The sequence below is a fragment of the Paracoccus aerius genome, assembly GCF_014656455.1.
In the GTDB taxonomy this organism is placed as follows: Bacteria; Pseudomonadota; Alphaproteobacteria; order Rhodobacterales; family Rhodobacteraceae; genus Paracoccus; species Paracoccus aerius.
This window is the reverse complement of the sequence record NZ_BNCL01000004.1, coordinates 106,443-122,551: the sequence shown is the minus strand read 5'-3', so window position 1 is coordinate 122,551 and position 16,109 is coordinate 106,443. Positions and strand designations below refer to the sequence as shown.

Below are 16,109 nucleotides of genomic sequence, written 5' to 3'. Positions count from 1 at the left end.
TTTGGCAGATCTCCGGTTCGGACGGACAGCAGAGGAGGAACCCAGGATGAAGCCCGATGCCGCTGACGCGTTCAGGCCGCGGCGTCAACCCTCGGGACGTTCGCCCCTTCGGCATGACGACCGCGACCCGGCGGAACCTGCCGCAGCCAATGGATCATTCGAACGCGGAACCGTTGCCCGATATGCGCGCGGGACCGAGATCATCGCCCAGGGGGATGCCGACAGCAGGATCGGCCTTATCGTATCGGGGCTGGTCAAGGTGTCGATGACTAGCGGCAATGGTGACAGCTATATCGTGCAGATCCTGCATGAAGGCCAGTTGGTCGGCGATCCCTGGCTGGGCCAGAGCGCCTTTTCCTGGGGGGCAGCGACCCATGCGGGGATCTGCTGGCTGACGCCCGATTCCGTCCTGCGGTCAGGTGGTTCCGACAACACCCAATTGCTGGGCCTGTCGGACACGCTTGCGGGACAGTTGCGCGAAGCCCAGTTCTCGGCGCTGTCGCTGCGGGGGCGCAACGCCTTGCAGCGCATTGCCTATTGGATTCTTGCCCAGATCTGTTGCGAGCCTGGCCCGGCGGAAGACAAGCATATCCAGATCCTGCTGACCCGCCGTGATCTTGCGTCGCTTCTGGACATGACGGTCGAAACGCTCAGCCGCGTCATGCACCAGCTTGACGAACACGGCGCCATTGCCTTGCTGACACCGGACACGCTGCGCGTGAGGGATCTGGCAAGGCTGTTCGACGAGGCCAAGCTGTCCAGCGACAGCGGCGAGGGCGAGCTTGCCGACAATGGATGGAGGTGGGGGTCAAGGGTGACGCAGATCGGCGCAAAGACCGTCTGAGACAGGCCGGGGCGGCCGGCATTCCCGGCCATGCCGCAAAAGAAGAAGGGCGCGGGGCGCCCTTCCCGTGTGCAGGGGTTGATGCGTGCCTGTCAGGCCGCATGGTCCAGCGTCGCCTGCCAGTTCTGCTGGAACTCGGCCCAGTCGAAGCCGTCGTGGTCGGCTGCGCTTGCGTCCCACTGATGGTGATCCACCTGTGCCTGCTTCGCAAGATCCGCATCGGCGACCTGGGCCAGGTCGGCCAGGTCATCGGCCTGGTTCGCGCCGGACGCATCCTGATTGTCTTTGGCGGCAAAGACGAACTCGTCCTGCTGCGCGGCGGCTTGGTCCGCATCCTTCAGCATCAGGTCAACCCAGTAGTTGCTGCCCTTGAAGCTTTGCTGCGGGAAGCCCCCGCGGTCGGAATAGGAATAGACGCCTGCGTTCGCCTCGACCGATACCGGGCCCAGATCCCGATCCGCGGTGAAATAGTTCGACGTGGCTGCATAGCGACCGTTGCTGGTGAAATACGAAGCCACATAGTCTTCGCCTTCCTCCAGCACGACGGGCTTGTCAAAGCTGACCTCTTGCCAACCCTTGCCCTCGACGTCGCTGACCCTTGCCTTTGCGATCAGATCGCCATCCTCGGACCAGAGGCTGACGGATTTCACGTTGGCAGCCTCAGAGGCGATGTAGACCCGCAGGCCTTCGACCTCGACGGGGGCGTCGGCGGTGAACTTCATCCCCAGTTCGACCGCCCGGTTGTCGGCATCGGCCCGAACCTTGGCGGTGTCGGCGTCGTCCCACAGTCCTTGCACGTCGTTGCCCTGGCCGGGCTTTGGCTCGACAGGCTGCGGCTGCGGTTGCGGTTGCGGTTGCGGCGCAGGAGCGGGCGACGGCTTCTGCTCGTCCTCAGGCTGCTGGGGCTGGGGCTGAGGTTGGGGCTGGGGCTGCGGCTGCGGCTCGGCCGAACCGCTGCCCGCCTCGAATGCGCCGATGTCAACCGTCCCCTTGACCCGAACCGCGCCGTCCAGATCGTGCTGGGCCAGGCCGAAGGCCGAGGTGCCCGCGTCGATGGCGGCCGAGCCCTTGGTCAACTGGAAGTCCCCGTTGGCGGCATCGACAAAGCCCGGCGCCACGCCAAGCTTGTTGCCATCCGCAGCCGACAGGCCCTTGTTGCCGCCGTCGGTGCGCACCGATGCCGCGCCGTTCGTCCCGGCATAGGTCAGGTTGTTGGCCCAGACCACGCCGTCATTCGTGTAGCCGCCGTAGGACGTGTTGTCGATCGCGGTGTTGTTCCTGTTCACCGACGGATCGGCGACCGCGATGTTGTTCACGAAGGTGTTGTCGCTGGACTGCGAGTTGCTGATCTCGCCGCGCCAGGTGCCGGTGTTCTGGTTGTCCTGGTTGTTGTGCCAGGCCGTGTTGCCGCGAACGGTGACATTGTCGCTCCAGGTGACCTGGATGCCCTTGCCGCCGTTGAGGTAGACCAGGTTGTTTTCCACAAGTGTCGGATAGGTATAGCTGGGATGGCCGCCGGTCTGGGTGCTTTGGAAATCGTCGATGATGATCCCGTTGCCGTCGGTATGCTGGCCGGATTTCGTGACGTTGCCATAGGAGGTGTTGTCGCGGATGATGGTCCGGAACCCGCCGGTCGTCGTGTCGCCGGTGATGTTGCGGTTCTGGTAGATCGAGATCCCCGAGAACCAGCCGTCCGAGGCATTGTCAAAGGTCGTGTTGCCTTCGACGCGGATGAACTCGGACTGGTTGAACTGGATGCCGGATTCGCCGCTGCCCTGGATGACGTTGTCCAGCACGTTGATGTGGTGGACGCCGTTCGCCTCGATCCCGTCGCCCCGGGCGTTGTTGATCTTGAAGCCCTGCACCGTGACATAGTCGTCGTTGATGCTGATGCCGTTCCAGCCGCTGGACGGCGGATTGATCGTCACGCTTCCCGGCGTCTCGGCGCGCAGTGTGACGTTACCGGCGGCCGACCCGCCCGTGTTGATGTGCAGGGCCTCGTTATAGGTTCCCGCGCGGACGACGATTTCGTCGCCTGGTGCAAGCCTCGCGTCAAGCGCGTGCTGGATCGTGCGGAAGGGCTGGGAAGCGCTGCCAGTTGCGCCATCGCTACCGTTCGTAGCGACAAAATAGGTTGCCATGGGTTCTTTGCCTTTACTTCTGGATGCGTCCCCGGAGGCTCCGGGTTGTCCTGAAGCTTTTAGGATGCCTGCCGCTGCTGGCGCATCCCCGTAAAGGCTTAGGTTTTTGCACTGCGGCAACAGGCTGCCGAGCGGATTTCGGCTGACGGTCCCCGACCATGAAGGCAGTTCGCGGCAAATCCTTGTTTTGGCATGGGCCGGATCATGCTGATCACCCCAAGCGGGAATCTGCCAGACGGTCATCATGCCGGCGGCGAGTGTTATCCACAGCTTCCACATGACCCAACCGGAATGTTTTCAAGACATTGTATCTGAACGGAATAGTTTAGCAGGGCTGCGAAAGGCCAAACATTGCCTGTTCTGCAAGTTCGCCGCCATTTTGTCTGCTCGGCACCATGATGCTGATGACAAAGGGCTTTCCACCGGGGGCTGAATGCTGATCCGCGCCACCTAATGCCTGGTGCCGGCCGTCGCGTCGACGGGAAACCTTCGCAATCCGCTGCGCTGCAGCGCAAGCAGGTACAGATATCCCGGCACCACCCGGCAATAGCGCCGCCAAAGGCGCCGGGGCTCGGACAGAAGGCGGTAGGCCCATTCCAGGCCCGACCGCTGCATCCATCCCGGTGCCTGCTTCTGCAGGCCGGCGTGAAAGTCGAATGCCGCGCCGACGCCGATCAGCATCGGCGCTTCAAGGCGGCCGCGCATCTGGGCCATCCACCGTTCCTGCTTTGGCGCGCCGATCCCAACCCAGACGATGTCGGGCCGGGCCTCGTTGATCCTTGCCGCCACGTCCTTCTCCTCATCCGGGGTCAGGGGGCGGAAGGGCGGGGCATGGTGGCCGACGATCTGCGCATCGGGAAAGCGTGCCTTCAGGCGCCTGGTCAGCCGCTGCAACGTGTCCTCGGTCGCGCCATAAAGATAGTGCCGCATCCCGCGCCCGAACAGTTCAAGCATCAGGTCCGGCCCATAGACGCGCCCGGCCCAGCCATAGCCGCGCCGCCGCAGTTCCCAGACAAGGGGCATTCCGTCCGGGGTGACAAGCGTCGCCTTGTTGTAGGCGTCTTTCAAAACAGCGTCGGACTGGGAATCGACAAGCCCGTGCGCGCCGCAGATGCACACGAAGCCGCGCTGCCTGTCGCGGACGGCGGCTTCGATCCGCTCGACCGCCATTGGCAGGTCCAGGGCGGAAACCCGCACCCCCAACAGGTTGATCGTCTGGGTCTCGTCCTGTCGGCCGGTCTTGTGATGGGGCTGCATTCTGCACCTCGGGCTTAAGGTCGGATCATCGTCTGTGGTCGTGCTAGCTTCGGATCAGCGCGTGGTTGTCGGTGAACCAGCGGTAGGTGTCGGCCAGCCCGTCCTGCAGCGATATGCGGGGCTTCCATCCCATCGCGGTGATGCGAGAGATGTCCAGCAGCTTGCGCATCGTGCCGTCGGGGCGGGACGGATCCATGCGGATCGCGCCCTTGTAGCCCGTGACATCCGCGATCATGTGCGCCAGGTCGTGGATCGTGATGTCGCGGCCGCTGCCGACGTTCACATGGGACACAGTCGGCTGGACATGGGCCCGATAGGCCGAGACGGGCAGGTCCAGGACGAACAGCGCCGCACGCGCCAGGTCGTCCACATGCAGGAATTCGCGCCGGGGCAGGCCGGTGCCCCAAACGGTCAGCTGCGGATCCTGGCGGATCCTTGCTTCGTGGCAGCGCAGCATCAGGGCGGGCATGACATGGGCATTGTCGGGATGGAAGTTGTCGCCCGGCCCGTAAAGGTTGCAGGGCATGAGCGACCGGTAGTCGCGGCCGTATTCGCGGTTGTAGCTTTCGCACAGCTTGATCGCCGCGATCTTGGCAATGGCATAGGCCTCGTTCGTGGGCTCCAGCGGGCCGGTCAGAAGCTGATGCTCGGCAATGGGCTGGTGCGTGTCCCTGGGATAGATGCAGGATGATCCCAGTTGCAGGATCCGCTGGACCCCGGCCTGATGCGCCGCGTGGATCACCGTTGTCGCAATGGCAAGGTTCTGCTGGAGGAACTGGGCCGGGTAGGTGGCATTGGCATGGATCCCGCCGACCTTTGCAGCCGCAAGAATGACCACGTCAGGCTGCGCCTCGCGCAGGAATGCCCCCACCTGGCGTTGGTCCGAAAGATCCAGTTGCGCCCTGTCGCGGGTCAGCAAGGTGATCGGCTGGCCGTCGGCGCGACGCTTTTCCAGAGCCCGCAGGATGGCGCTTCCGACCATCCCGCGATGCCCTGCAACAAAGATCCGTGTCATGTGCTTCTCCGTGTGGGGCTAAAGACCAGCGGCAACGGCAGCGGGCATGTCGTCCTGCCTCAGCCGGACCTGCTGGCGCGCATCCAGAAGGTCGGCTGCGACCATTTCGGCGCACATCTCTCGGGCGGTGGTCTCGGGACGCCATCCCAATCGCGTCCGCGCGCGGCTGGCATCGCCCAGCAGGGTCTCGACCTCGGCGGGACGGAAGAATCGGGGATCGATCCGCATGATGACCTGGCCCGGCCGAAGCGCCGGCGCGGCATTGCCCGACACAGCGACGACCCGCGCAGTCTCATCGACGCCGGAGCCTTCGAAGGCCAGGGTGATGCCCAGCTCGGTCGCGGTCCAGACCAGGAACTCGCGGACCGAGTTCTGCTGGCCCGTGGCGATGACGAAATCCTCGGGCGCGTCCTGCTGCAACATCATCCATTGCGCGCGGACATAGTCGCGGGCGTGACCCCAGTCGCGCAGGGCATCCAGGTTCCCCAGGTAAAGGCATGGTTCCAGCCCCTGCGCGACGCGGGCCAAGCCGCGGGTGATCTTGCGCGTGACAAAGGTTTCCCCGCGCCGGGGGCTTTCGTGGTTGAACAGGATGCCGTTGCAGGCAAACAGGCCATGCGCCTCGCGATAGTTCACGGTGATCCAATAGCTGTAAAGCTTGGCGACCGCATAGGGGCTGCGCGGATAGAAGGGCGTTGTTTCGCGCTGCGGGGTTTCCTGGACCAGGCCGAACAGTTCTGAACTCGAGGCCTGGTAGAACCGCGTCCGATCCTGAAGCCCCAGCAGGCGGATCGCCTCGAGAAGGCGAAGGGTGCCAAGCGCGTCGATGTCGCCCGAATATTCTGGCGCCTCGAAGCTGACGCCGACATGGCTTTGCGCGCCCAGGTTATAGATTTCGTCGGGCTGCACCTCGCCCACGATCCGCGTCAGGTTTGAAGCATCCGACAGGTCGCCATGATGCAGCCGAAGCCGGACCCGCGGCTCGTGCGGATCTTCGTAGATGTGGTCGATCCGCTGGGTGTTGAACTGTGATGCCCGGCGCTTGATCCCATGGACCTCGTAGCCTTTCGACAGCAAGAACTCGGCCAGATAGGATCCATCCTGCCCGGTGATCCCGGTGATGAGGGCGCGTTTCACAATCAATCTCTCCCTTTTCTGTAGCGGATGGTGGATGGTTGGGGCAGGTCTCAGCTGCGGGCCTGCGACGACAGGCTCAGCCGGTCCTGGAAGCCGTAAAGGCGGTGGCGGCGCTGATCGACATTGGTGATGAGGGTATGGACCTGGGTCGCGCCGATGCGCGCCAGAAGGGCCGAGGCAAGTTCGGCGGCCTTGCGGCGGCTATGACCCCAACGCAGCACCAGCAGGACTTCCCCGCCCTCGCGGGCCGTGCGCAGCCCGCTGCCGGACAGGATCGGGGGCGCATCGATGATGGTCAGCACGTCCTCGCGCTGCGCCTGCTGGACCAGCCTGCGCGGAAGCGCAAGGCCATCGCCTTCGTCGCGCCAGGCGGGGTCGGACAGCAGGACGCGTTCTGGCTCGGAGGCGGATGCGGCGCCCAGCAACAGGGGGGCTGCTGGGGTCGTCCCCGGTGCCTCGCCGCCCCTGGCCTTGACCAGCCGGACCTTGCGACCCTGTGCGGCCAGCTCCAGGGCCAGCCATTCGGCGACGGGATCCGCCATGTCCCCGGGATCCGGCGCGGTGACGGTCAGGATCTTGGGAAAGCGTCCTCCATTCGCACATTCCAGCATCAGGATCGCATCCCGCAGCCTGTCCGTGCCCCGGTTCGACTGGCGCTTTGCAATTGCCGCAGGCAGACCCTGGCGTTCCGGCTGGGCAAAGCGCGGCCACAGGCCGACCGGCACGTGCCGCGTCGCCAGTGCCAGCTGTTCGTGGCCCCTTACCGTCGTGTCGCGCATCTCGACCACTGCCGCGGCGAACAGGGCAAGGAACAGGCCACCGACGGCGGTGGCGGCCAGCAAAAGCTTGCGCGACGGGCCGACCGTCCCCTTTAGCAGCGTCGAGGGATGCAGGACATCCAGCACCACCGGCACGACGTTGCCCTGCGCCATCAGCGCGTCGTAGCGATCTTCCATCCGCGACAGGGCCTGCTGCTGGCGCTGCAGCGTCTCTGTCAGGGATTGCGCGACCGGGGCCGCCGTCCGCGCCGCCGCCAGGTCCATCCGCACCCCGTCAGCGTCCTGGGCCAACTGGCGGGCCTGGCCATCCTGGACCTCGGCCCGCTGCCGCAGAACCTGAAGGCGGGCCTGCAATTCATCGCCGATCATCGTCTCGATCGCGGTGACGCGCTGGACCTTCTCGGTGACCTGCGTCGACCGATCCCCATAGATCTGGCTCAGCCTGTTCATCTCGCGGCGTTCCTGGGCCAGTTCCCACCGCAGGCGCTGCAGGGGTTCGGGTTCGTCGGTGGCGCTCAGCCCCCGATCCGCTATGGCTGCCGCGACCGACTGCATCTCGGCGCGGGTCAAGAACCGCTCTTGTTCCAGATCGCTTTGGCGCGTCTCGATCAGCGCCAGCCGGCGCTGTATCTCGGCCTCTTCCTCGGCCAGGCCGGAGTTTTCCATGAAGTCGTCCAACGCGGCGCGATCTTCCGCCATGCGGGCGCGGCCCGCCTCGATCCCGGCACTCATCCAAAGACCGGCCTGCCGGACGTCCTCTTGATGCCGCAAGCGGGACTGGCTGCGATAGGCATCCAGCAGGGCCGTCGGAACATCCTGGGCAAGCCGGGGATCGCGCGACGTGAAGCCGATGGTGACAACGGTGCCGGAACCCTGGCGCGCCACCGTCAGCCTGTCGCGGAAACGCTGGCGCAGCGCAACCTCCTCGGCGGGGCCTCCGCCTTGCACCGTCTCGGCTGCAGGGCGGGCGGGCCTGATGCCCCAGGCAACGGCCATTGCGTCCAGACGCTGCAGCAGGGCGGGAGCGCCCGGCTCGGGATCGAACTCGGGCAAGGTGGCGATCTTCAGGTCCGCGATGACCTGGTCGATCACCTCGTTGGAAAGCATCCGCTCGATCTCGGTATCCAGCGTGGGCGGCGGGACGGCGCGGCCGTCCTCGGCGGCCAGGGCAAGGGCGGGAGAGGCCGTGACCATCACCCTGGATTCGGCATGGTACAGCTTGGGCAAGGCCAGGATCGCCGGAAGCGCCAGCAGGCAGATCAGGGTCACGAGGGATGCGATCAGCCACAGGCGGCGGCGGATCATCCGCCATGCCGCAAGCCAGACATCCGTGCCGTCGGCCTCGGGCATCTGCGATGGCGCGCCCATCTCGACGGGCTGGGGGAAGGGCAGCTTGACGATCCCGGTCATGGCAGCTTCCCGAACAAGGGGGGTTGAGGAATGGCCTTGGCATCCAGTGCTTCGAGCCGGTGCAGGTATCTGGTCATGCTGAAGTCGGTTTCATAAAGCCGGCGGGCTGCCTGCCCCAGGCGGCTGCGCAGGCCTTCGTCGTCGATCAGGCGCCGCAGCGCCGCGGCCAGGGCCGTCACGTCGCCGGGTGGAACAAGCAGGCAGTTCACCTCGTCCTCCAGCACCTCGTCATGGGCACCGACGCGGGTGGTGACGACCGCCATGCCCTGCGCCAGACCTTCAAGGACGGACATCGCGAAGCCTTCGGCATGGGAAGGCAGCACAAGGATGTCGGACTCGTCGCGCAGCTTCTGTGCCGCCGCGGCGTCGACCCAGCCGGGAAGGCGCACCTTGTCCGACAGGCCCAGCCGGGCGAGGGCCCGGCGCGTTTCGTCCACTTCGCCGTCGCCGGCCAGCACCGCAGTCCAGGGCTTGTCCCGCAGCTCGGGCCGGGCCAGGGCCTCGACCAGTTCCGGCACGCCCTTGCGCGCGCTGAGGCGGCCGAGGAACAGGATGCGTGTTCCGGCAGAGCCCTGGCGTTGCCGCCGGCCGGGATCGGGAACGCAGTTGCGCAGGACCACCACCCGCGAGGGATCGACCCCCAGCCTGCAGGTCACGGTTGCCGCGTCGCGCTGGCCCAGCACGATGACCTGGGCCGCCCTTGTGAAAAGCCGCCCGATCGCCCTTTGCTGCCACGCCGGACGGCGATCCAGGTCGGCGGCGTAATCGTAGTCATGCAGGTGCAGGACATAGGGTCGGCCCAGCATGTTGGCCCAGCATCCCAGGATCAGCTTGCGCAGCGTGCTGCCCCGGCCCGCGATATGCAGATGCTGGACGGTGGCGGACGCGGACAAGGCCATCGCCATCATCGCCGCGACAAGCCTGAAGCTGGAACCCAAGGGGCGCCATTTGCTGCCGCGCGTGTCGCAGACGCTGTGGCGAAGGCGCCCCCCATCCGTCGCAAGGACATAGCTGACCAGCCGGCCGATGCCGCCGCCATGTTCCGTGCCGCCCGCGACGTGGTGGCGGATAACGGGAATCTTCTGGCGGTGGTGTGGTTGATGGAACGACATTGCTGGAAACTTCGGGCTGGAACCATGCCCCTCCATCACGACGCTGATGCCGATTTGGGGCAACTGCGATGCGAGGTCACGCGATGCCTCCTTTCGGCCAGGGTTGAGCCGAAGGGATGACCGAATCGTTGTAGATGGTCATTGCATGTGCGCCGATGGTGCAGGGAGAGTTCGGCCCCACGCTCCAGTCATGGGCGCGCGCGCCCATGGCAAGGCGCAGGTCGGGATCGCGCGCCAGGCGCAGCAGGGCATCGGCCAGTGCGGCGGGATCCTTGGGCGGGACGACAATGCCCATTCCGACCGGATTGACGGTGGCAGCCAGTTCCCCGACATCGGTGACGACGACGGGTTTGGCGAAGGATCCCGCAAGATGCAGCACGCCGCTTTGCGAGGCTTCGTCATAGGGCAGGACCACCAGGTCCGCATCGGTGAACAGTTGTGCGACCGCGTGGTCCTCGACAAAGCCGCGACGGATGTCGTAGCGGCTGGTGTCGCCCATCTCGGACGCCAGGGACCAGGGGTCGTCGCCGCGCCCGGCAATGACGATGCGCAGGCCCGGCAGCTTGTCCCGCAGCAGCCGTTCGGCCCGCAGCAAGGTTTGCAGGCCCTTGTAGGCATAGATCCGGCCGAAAAGCAGCACCGTGAACTGCCCGGTCGGGGCGTTTCTGGACAGGCCCAGCCGGGCCGCCAGCCGGGCATAGCGGTCGATCGCAGGATGGGGCAGGACATGGACCCGATGCGGATCCTTGCGAAACTGCGTCGCTGCCGCCTGGCGCAGCTGTTCGCCATGAACGACCAGATGGTCCGACTGCCTTGCCATCATCCCCGACGCCCAGGACGGCAGGCGCGCCGTGTCCCGGTCACCCGGATGCACCGTCACGTCATGCACCGTCGTCACCAGGGGCCAGGGCCAGAAGGGCGCGGCGGCGTTCAGCCACAGCGTCGTGTTGCTGAGAAGATGAACGACGTCTGGGCATGTGCGGCCGATCCTGCGCGTCAGCCCTGCAAGGAAAAAGGGATTGAGCGGGCTGCGGGTGCGGGGCCAGTCCACAAGGTGAAGCTGGACCCGGTGATCGAACCATTGGCGCAACCGATCATAGCGCGAGACCGGAAGGATGGCCTGCACCGAGGCATGGGGCGCAAGGCCATTGGCGAAGGCGATGGTGTAATCCACCGGCTCGGACGAAATCAGGGTGACCCTCATGATGTGCCCACCTCGGCCTGTCCCGCTGCGCCACGGGCGGCAGCCATGATGCGCAGCGCCGTGCGCAAACGCCTCAGCGGATGCGGCTCTCCTGCGTCGCGCAGGGCGTGCATGAACAGGGCAAGCCGGCCGGGTGCCTTGGGATGATCCAGCCGCGCCAGCGCCATGGCACGTTCGAAATGATCCGCGACATCCAGTCGCTCGGGGCGGCCCTGGGCAGCCAGGAAGATGTTGGTGACCCGGACGGTTTCTTCCCAATGGGAAATGCGCCGGGCCAGCATCGCATCGTCCGGGCTGCTGCGGTACCAGGCATTGTCATGGATGCGGTAAGCGCCCAAGGCGTCGGGAAGCGCCACCACGGGTGCCAGGAAGGGCAGCACGCCCGTGATCCAGGCATCCGCCGAGATGCGGAAGCCGGCCGGAATGTTGCCCGCCCGGTCCCATACCGACCGCCTGACGCTGAGGGACGAGGTCATCGGAAAGGGCCAGCATCCGCCGCTTGCCACAAGCATCCGCGACAGGTCGCCCCGGCACAGCGACCGCGGGATCGCGGCGAAGGCCTTGCTTCCGTCCAGGTGGGTGGGCTGCAGGCGGTGATAGACAAGGCCGGCATCCGGCGCACGACCAAAGGCGGCGACAACGGCGGCAAGCTTGCCGGGCTGCCACCAGTCATCCGCGTCCAGAAAGGCCAGCAGCGGGGCGGTGGCCGTCGCGACGCCGGCGTTCAGGGCGGCAGCCTGCCCGCCATTCTTCTGGAACACCGCACGGATCCGGTCGCCATAGGCGCTGATGACATGCCGGGAATCGTCGGTAGAGCCGTCGTCGACAACAACGACTTCGGCCTGCACATCGCGTTGGGCAAGGGCTGAATCGATGGCGTCGGGCAGGTAGCGGCCGTAGTTGTAGTTGTTGATGACAACGCTGATCTGCGGATGAACCGTCATTGGCCGGGCTCGATGGTCATGGGATCGGAAAGGACCAGGCTGACCTCCAGGACATCGCCCGGCTCCAGCGGGGCATCCAGCGAAGGCTCGATCATCCGGGTCTCGCCGCCCGAGGATCTGTGAACCTGGATCCGGGCCTGGGGGCTGGCCGCGCGGGATCCTTGCAGGTTCATGCGCAGGGGCAGGATCTGCAGGTCCAGTTCCTTCAATTCCGCCAGAAGATAGGCGCGCGAGGCCTTGGCGGCCGCCAGGTCGGTCCGCGCCGCCTCGCGCTCGGCTGCGATGGCATCGGCAAGCGCATAGCGGGCGGTCTCGGCACCCTGCTGGGCGCGGGCGTGATAGGCCCGGTTTTCAAGCTGGTCGCGGTTCAGTTCGGACATCTGGCGAAGCAGTTCCTGAAGCCGGGTCCTGGGCGCCAGGCCGCGCTGGACCAGGGACCGGGCATCTTCGATGTCGGATTGCTGCAGGGCGGCTTCTGCCTCGTGAAGCACCGACTGGCGATCCAGCGTGTCGATTTCGAACTTGATCAGGGTCAGCAGCTGGTTGGTATGCAGTTCGCGCTGTTCCCGGCGATCCAGCCGGTCCTGCAGAAAGGCGGCCTCCGCCCCGATGTCCTGTGCATTGCCGGTGCCGTCGCCAATCTCGGCTTCTAGCCGGGCAATGCGTTCGGTAAGCTGCGACAGTTCGAAGACCACGGCTTCCCGACGCGCGACCGAGGACAGGGCCTTCTCGGCATCGGTATCGCCCGGCGTGCCCATCCCGCCGGCCGCGATGATCGCCTGCCGCGCCGTCAGGCCGGGGACAAAGGCGATCATCCCGGGTTCGCGGACGCTGCCGCCAACATAGACGGGGCGATGCACCGCAATCTCGACGATCAGCCGGGGCGTGGTCAGCAACCCTTGGGATTTCAGCGCCCCCTCGATTGCCCGGCCCGCAGCCTCGAGGTCCATGCCCGCCACCGCGATCCGCCCCACCAGGGGCAGGGCGATGGCCCCATCCTGCCCCACCATGCCTTCGCGCGAAAACTCGGGGGCGTCGAAGACCTCGACGCGCAGGGTGTCGCCCGGCTGAACCTGGGCCATAGCCGCCATCGGGCAACATCCCAGGCACAGCGCGAACAGCGCGGCGCGGTATGTCCGCCTTGTCCCCGCCGATCCAGAAAAGCTCCGCACCACATCGCTCCTGCGTTGGACCCATGGGGTAAGGATCGGGCGAGAGGCGGGGCGGCGGAACGGATCCTTTCGCACAAGCGGGCCGCCTTGCATGGTCCATCCGGCGAGACCGATCCCGTCTTCTTCCCCGGAAGGGTATCGGGTTCGTCAAAAGGCTGCGTTTCCGTCGGGCGGGCAACCGTGTGGAATGGCGTGGTGGCTGCACGAGGGCCTGACGGTGCCCCAAACCAAATCCTATGCCCGGCTTCTGCGTCGCATCGAACTGCTTGGCATCTTCGTGGCCATGCTGCTTTTGTCCGGTGCGGTGTTTCCCCTTTTGCTGTCGCAAGCCGACGGCAGCCTGACCGAGGCTGCCCGCGCCAAGCTGCGCATGATCGCGGCGCCCAGCTATGTCATCGGCCTGGGGCTGGTGGCCCTGCGCCCCGCTGCGGTCCTGCGGGGCGTGCAGCACAATGTCCTGCTGATGACCCTGATCCTGCTGCCGCTGGCCTCGATCCTTTGGTCCATCGGTCCATCGATCACCCTTCGCCGTGCCGTGGCGCTGACCCTGTCGATGGCGGTGGCCTTTGTCTTTGCCACGCGCTTCACCCCCCGGCAGCAGCTTGTCGTCCTGGCCTGGGTCCTGGGCGGGGCGACCTTTCTCAGCCTGGTTGCGATGGCTGTTCTGCCGGGCCGGGCGCTGATGCCCGAGGACGGGGCGCTGCGCGGCGTTTTCCTGCACAAGAACGTGCTGGGCTGGGTGGCCTGCCTGACGGTGGTTCTTGGGATTGCGGCGCGGCTTGATGTCTCGGCCCGGATGCGCAGGACGGGGCTTTTGCTGCTGGTCGCGGGCCTGGCCGCCCTGCTGTTGTCGACCTCGGTCACCAGCCTGTTTGCCGCCTTCGCCGCGGTGGTCGTGTCCCGCGTAGTGCTTCTGGTGGCCCGGTTGCAGGGCAGGACGCGGCTGGCCGTGGTGCTGGGGCTGATCCTGCTGATCCCGCTTCTTGCCCTTTTGCTGGCGGTCGGATTCGGTCCCCTGCTCGAGGCGCTTGGGAAGGATCCGACCCTGACGGGCAGGGTGCCGCTGTGGAGCATGATCGACGCCGAGATTTCGCGCCACCCGCTTCTGGGGCATGGCTATGGTGTCTTCTGGACCGAGGGCAATCCGGCGGTCTGGAGCATCTGGGAATCGCAGGGCTGGCAGGCGCCCAATGCCCATAACGGCTATCGGGAAACCATGCTGGGCCTTGGCTCGGTCGGACTGCTGCTGTTGATCGCGCTGACCTTCCGTGCCGTTGCCCAGGGCGTCACCCTGTGCAGCATGGCCCCGGGCGAAGGCTGGATCCTGCCGGTGCTGATCGTCTGCATTTCGCTGATCCTCAACCTGTCGGAAAGCATCTTCCTGAAGCAGAACGACCTGTTGTGGCTGCTTTATTCGGCCTCGGTCATCAGCATCTCGTGCCGCCATGCGGCCTTGCGGCATCCGGTGCCGGAACCGGCCTGCATTGTCGCAACGGCGATCTGACCCTGACCTAACGGTGGTTGGAATCAGCCTGGACGCGCGCTTCTCGTACTCCTTTTGCGATTTGGACGACCATAAAGCCAGCTTTGCAGAGAACGGACCTCCCGCCACGGTGGGCATAGGCAGATGCCGGTCCGACCCGCGCCCTGTCTTTCACAAGTTTCCTGTTGCCCGTATCCGTTTCCAGTCAGGCACCCCATCCGATGACAGCCCTGCCAGATGTCAAGACCATGTCGAACGCCGTGTTCCACGACATGCGCGTTCACCGAACCCGCCGCGACCGCAGTGCGGTTGCGCGCTCACTCTGCATCGTCGCGCTGACCAGCGGCGCAGCCGCTTCCGCATTTGCAGCGGGGGCAGGCACCGAGGGCCGGATGATCCTGTTGGCTGGCGGCGCGTTCCTGGCCTGCCTTTGGGCCTTCGGGTCGCTGCCCGGCTTCGGCCTTCACCCCGAAGCGCGGCTGCGCAAGGCGGTCCAGGCCTGGTTTGCCAGCCTTTGCATCGCCCTGATCAGCGCCCTGGTCCTTGCCGACCCTCACACGGACGAGATCACGCGCTTTGTTCTGGCCTTTCTTGCCCTTGCCATCGCCCAAGCCGTCTGCGGTCGCATCCTTCGGACGATCCTCCGGCGGTCGGGCCACTGGGGCGAGGCGGTTCACCTTGCCGGCGATCCGGCAAGGGTCGCGGGCTTGCGAAGCTGGCTTCACGCCAATCCCGACACGGGCCTTGACCCTGATCCCGACAGCCGGGCCGTCAAGGTCCTGTGGGCCGATGCGGCGGCACCAAGCCCGGAACAGCTTGAACGGCTTGCCCGGACCTATTCCCAGGTCGTCCTGGTCCATGATCTGCCGCGCACGACAATGACAGGCATCCATCCTGCCTGGCAGGACGGCGCGATCGGCACCCAGATCACGCTGGCCCGTCGGGACGGAATATCGCGATGGATCAAGCGCGGGATCGACCTGGCCGTCGTCATTCCCGTCGGCATCGTGGCGCTGCCCATCGTGGCCCTGGCCGCCCTGGCGGTCCGGATGGTCGATCCCGGACCAGCCTTCCATGTCCAGCACCGCGACGGGCGTGACGGACGCCCCTTCGCGATGCTGAAGCTGCGGACCATGTATCTTGACGCCGACCGGATGCTGGCCCGCCTGATCGAGACGGATCCCGCGATCCGCGAGGAATGGGAAACCCACTTCAAGCTGCGCCACGATCCCCGGGTTCTGCCGGTCATCGGGCCGTTCCTTCGCACCAGCAGCCTCGACGAATTGCCGCAACTGCTGAACATCCTTCGCGGCGAGATGAGCCTGGTCGGACCGCGGCCCTTTCCCGATTACCATCTGTCCGCGATGCCTGCCGATTTCCGCGCCAGAAGGGCCACGGTCACCCCCGGCCTGACCGGGCTGTGGCAGATATCGGAACGCGGGGACGCGGACCTGGGCGTGCAGCAGCAACTGGACGACTTCTACATCTCGGGCCGCAGCCTTTGGGGCGACCTGTCGATCTTCCTGCGAACCTTCAGCGCCGTGCTTGGGCGGGGCGGGGCCTTCTAGGCCTTGCCCGGCCGCCGATCATCACCGACCACAACAAGAGCCG

The 16,109-nt window shown here is 66.0% G+C and carries 12 protein-coding genes; 3 read left to right on the top strand and 9 right to left on the bottom strand.

Translation table 11 applies throughout. The features are described from left to right. The first annotated feature begins 46 nt into the window (after positions 1-46). Complete coding sequence (locus IE224_RS06560; RefSeq protein ID WP_167622936.1) at positions 47-844, top strand: Crp/Fnr family transcriptional regulator; 798 nt, start codon at positions 47-49, stop codon at positions 842-844. A 92-nt stretch (positions 845-936) separates the two neighbouring features. On the opposite strand, the gene IE224_RS06555 is transcribed toward IE224_RS06560, so the two are convergent. From IE224_RS06555 to IE224_RS06515, 9 genes are all read right to left on the bottom strand, one after another. Next, complete coding sequence (locus IE224_RS06555; RefSeq protein ID WP_191308901.1) at positions 937-2,985, bottom strand: DUF4082 domain-containing protein; 2,049 nt, start codon at positions 2,983-2,985, stop codon at positions 937-939. 450 nt (positions 2,986-3,435) lie between these two features. Then, positions 3,436-4,242, bottom strand: a complete 807-nt coding sequence (locus IE224_RS06550) for a WecB/TagA/CpsF family glycosyltransferase (protein WP_191308898.1) — start codon at positions 4,240-4,242, stop codon at positions 3,436-3,438. 43 nt (positions 4,243-4,285) lie between these two features. Further along, the gene (locus IE224_RS06545; protein WP_191308897.1) at positions 4,286-5,257 is read right to left on the bottom strand and encodes a GDP-L-fucose synthase family protein; all 972 of its coding nucleotides are present in this window, start codon (positions 5,255-5,257) and stop codon (positions 4,286-4,288) included. Positions 5,258-5,275: 18 nt separating this feature from the next. Next, complete coding sequence (gene gmd / locus IE224_RS06540) at positions 5,276-6,394, bottom strand: GDP-mannose 4,6-dehydratase (RefSeq protein WP_167622932.1); 1,119 nt, start codon at positions 6,392-6,394, stop codon at positions 5,276-5,278. A 50-nt stretch (positions 6,395-6,444) separates the two neighbouring features. Next, positions 6,445-8,583 (bottom strand): GumC family protein, encoded by a 2,139-nt coding sequence (locus IE224_RS06535; RefSeq protein WP_191308895.1) that lies wholly within the window; start codon positions 8,581-8,583, stop codon positions 6,445-6,447. Next, positions 8,580-9,695 carry a glycosyltransferase family 4 protein gene (locus IE224_RS06530; protein WP_191308893.1) on the bottom strand — a complete coding sequence of 372 codons (1,116 nt, stop codon included), beginning with the start codon at positions 9,693-9,695 and terminating at the stop codon, positions 8,580-8,582. The genes IE224_RS06535 and IE224_RS06530 overlap by 4 nt, the downstream gene beginning before the upstream one ends. A 76-nt stretch (positions 9,696-9,771) precedes the next feature. Then, positions 9,772-10,899: a glycosyltransferase family 4 protein gene (locus IE224_RS06525; protein WP_191308891.1), complete on the bottom strand. Its 1,128-nt coding sequence runs from the start codon at positions 10,897-10,899 to the stop codon at positions 9,772-9,774. Next, the gene (locus IE224_RS06520) at positions 10,896-11,843 is read right to left on the bottom strand and encodes a glycosyltransferase family 2 protein (RefSeq protein WP_191308889.1); all 948 of its coding nucleotides are present in this window, start codon (positions 11,841-11,843) and stop codon (positions 10,896-10,898) included. The genes IE224_RS06525 and IE224_RS06520 overlap by 4 nt, the downstream gene beginning before the upstream one ends. Next, on the bottom strand, positions 11,840-13,015 hold the full coding sequence (locus tag IE224_RS06515; RefSeq protein WP_191308887.1) for a polysaccharide biosynthesis/export family protein: 1,176 nt from the start codon (positions 13,013-13,015) through the stop codon (positions 11,840-11,842). The genes IE224_RS06520 and IE224_RS06515 overlap by 4 nt, the downstream gene beginning before the upstream one ends. A gap of 217 nt (positions 13,016-13,232) precedes the next feature. Here IE224_RS06515 and IE224_RS06510 point away from each other — a divergent pair, with 217 nt between their 5' ends. Continuing rightward, the gene (locus IE224_RS06510; RefSeq protein WP_191308885.1) at positions 13,233-14,519 is read left to right on the top strand and encodes an O-antigen ligase family protein; all 1,287 of its coding nucleotides are present in this window, start codon (positions 13,233-13,235) and stop codon (positions 14,517-14,519) included. Between the two features lie 200 nt (positions 14,520-14,719). After that, positions 14,720-16,066 (top strand): sugar transferase, encoded by a 1,347-nt coding sequence (locus IE224_RS06505; protein ID WP_191308883.1) that lies wholly within the window; start codon positions 14,720-14,722, stop codon positions 16,064-16,066. Positions 16,067-16,109: the final 43 nt, after the last annotated feature.

Excerpts from the sequence above, each read along its gene's own strand:
- IE224_RS06560 (WP_167622936.1), top strand. The coding sequence starts at position 47 with ATGAAGCCCGATGCCGCTGACGCGTTCAGGCCGCGGCGTCAACCCTCG.
- IE224_RS06555 (WP_191308901.1), bottom strand. The coding sequence starts at position 2,985 with ATGGCAACCTATTTTGTCGCTACGAACGGTAGCGATGGCGCAACTGGC.
- IE224_RS06550 (WP_191308898.1), bottom strand. The coding sequence starts at position 4,242 with ATGCAGCCCCATCACAAGACCGGCCGACAGGACGAGACCCAGACGATC.
- IE224_RS06545 (WP_191308897.1), bottom strand. The coding sequence starts at position 5,257 with ATGACACGGATCTTTGTTGCAGGGCATCGCGGGATGGTCGGAAGCGCC.
- IE224_RS06535 (WP_191308895.1), bottom strand. The coding sequence starts at position 8,583 with ATGACCGGGATCGTCAAGCTGCCCTTCCCCCAGCCCGTCGAGATGGGC.
- IE224_RS06530 (WP_191308893.1), bottom strand. The coding sequence starts at position 9,695 with ATGTCGTTCCATCAACCACACCACCGCCAGAAGATTCCCGTTATCCGC.
- IE224_RS06525 (WP_191308891.1), bottom strand. The coding sequence starts at position 10,899 with ATGAGGGTCACCCTGATTTCGTCCGAGCCGGTGGATTACACCATCGCC.
- IE224_RS06520 (WP_191308889.1), bottom strand. The coding sequence starts at position 11,843 with ATGACGGTTCATCCGCAGATCAGCGTTGTCATCAACAACTACAACTAC.
- IE224_RS06505 (WP_191308883.1), top strand. The coding sequence starts at position 14,720 with ATGACAGCCCTGCCAGATGTCAAGACCATGTCGAACGCCGTGTTCCAC.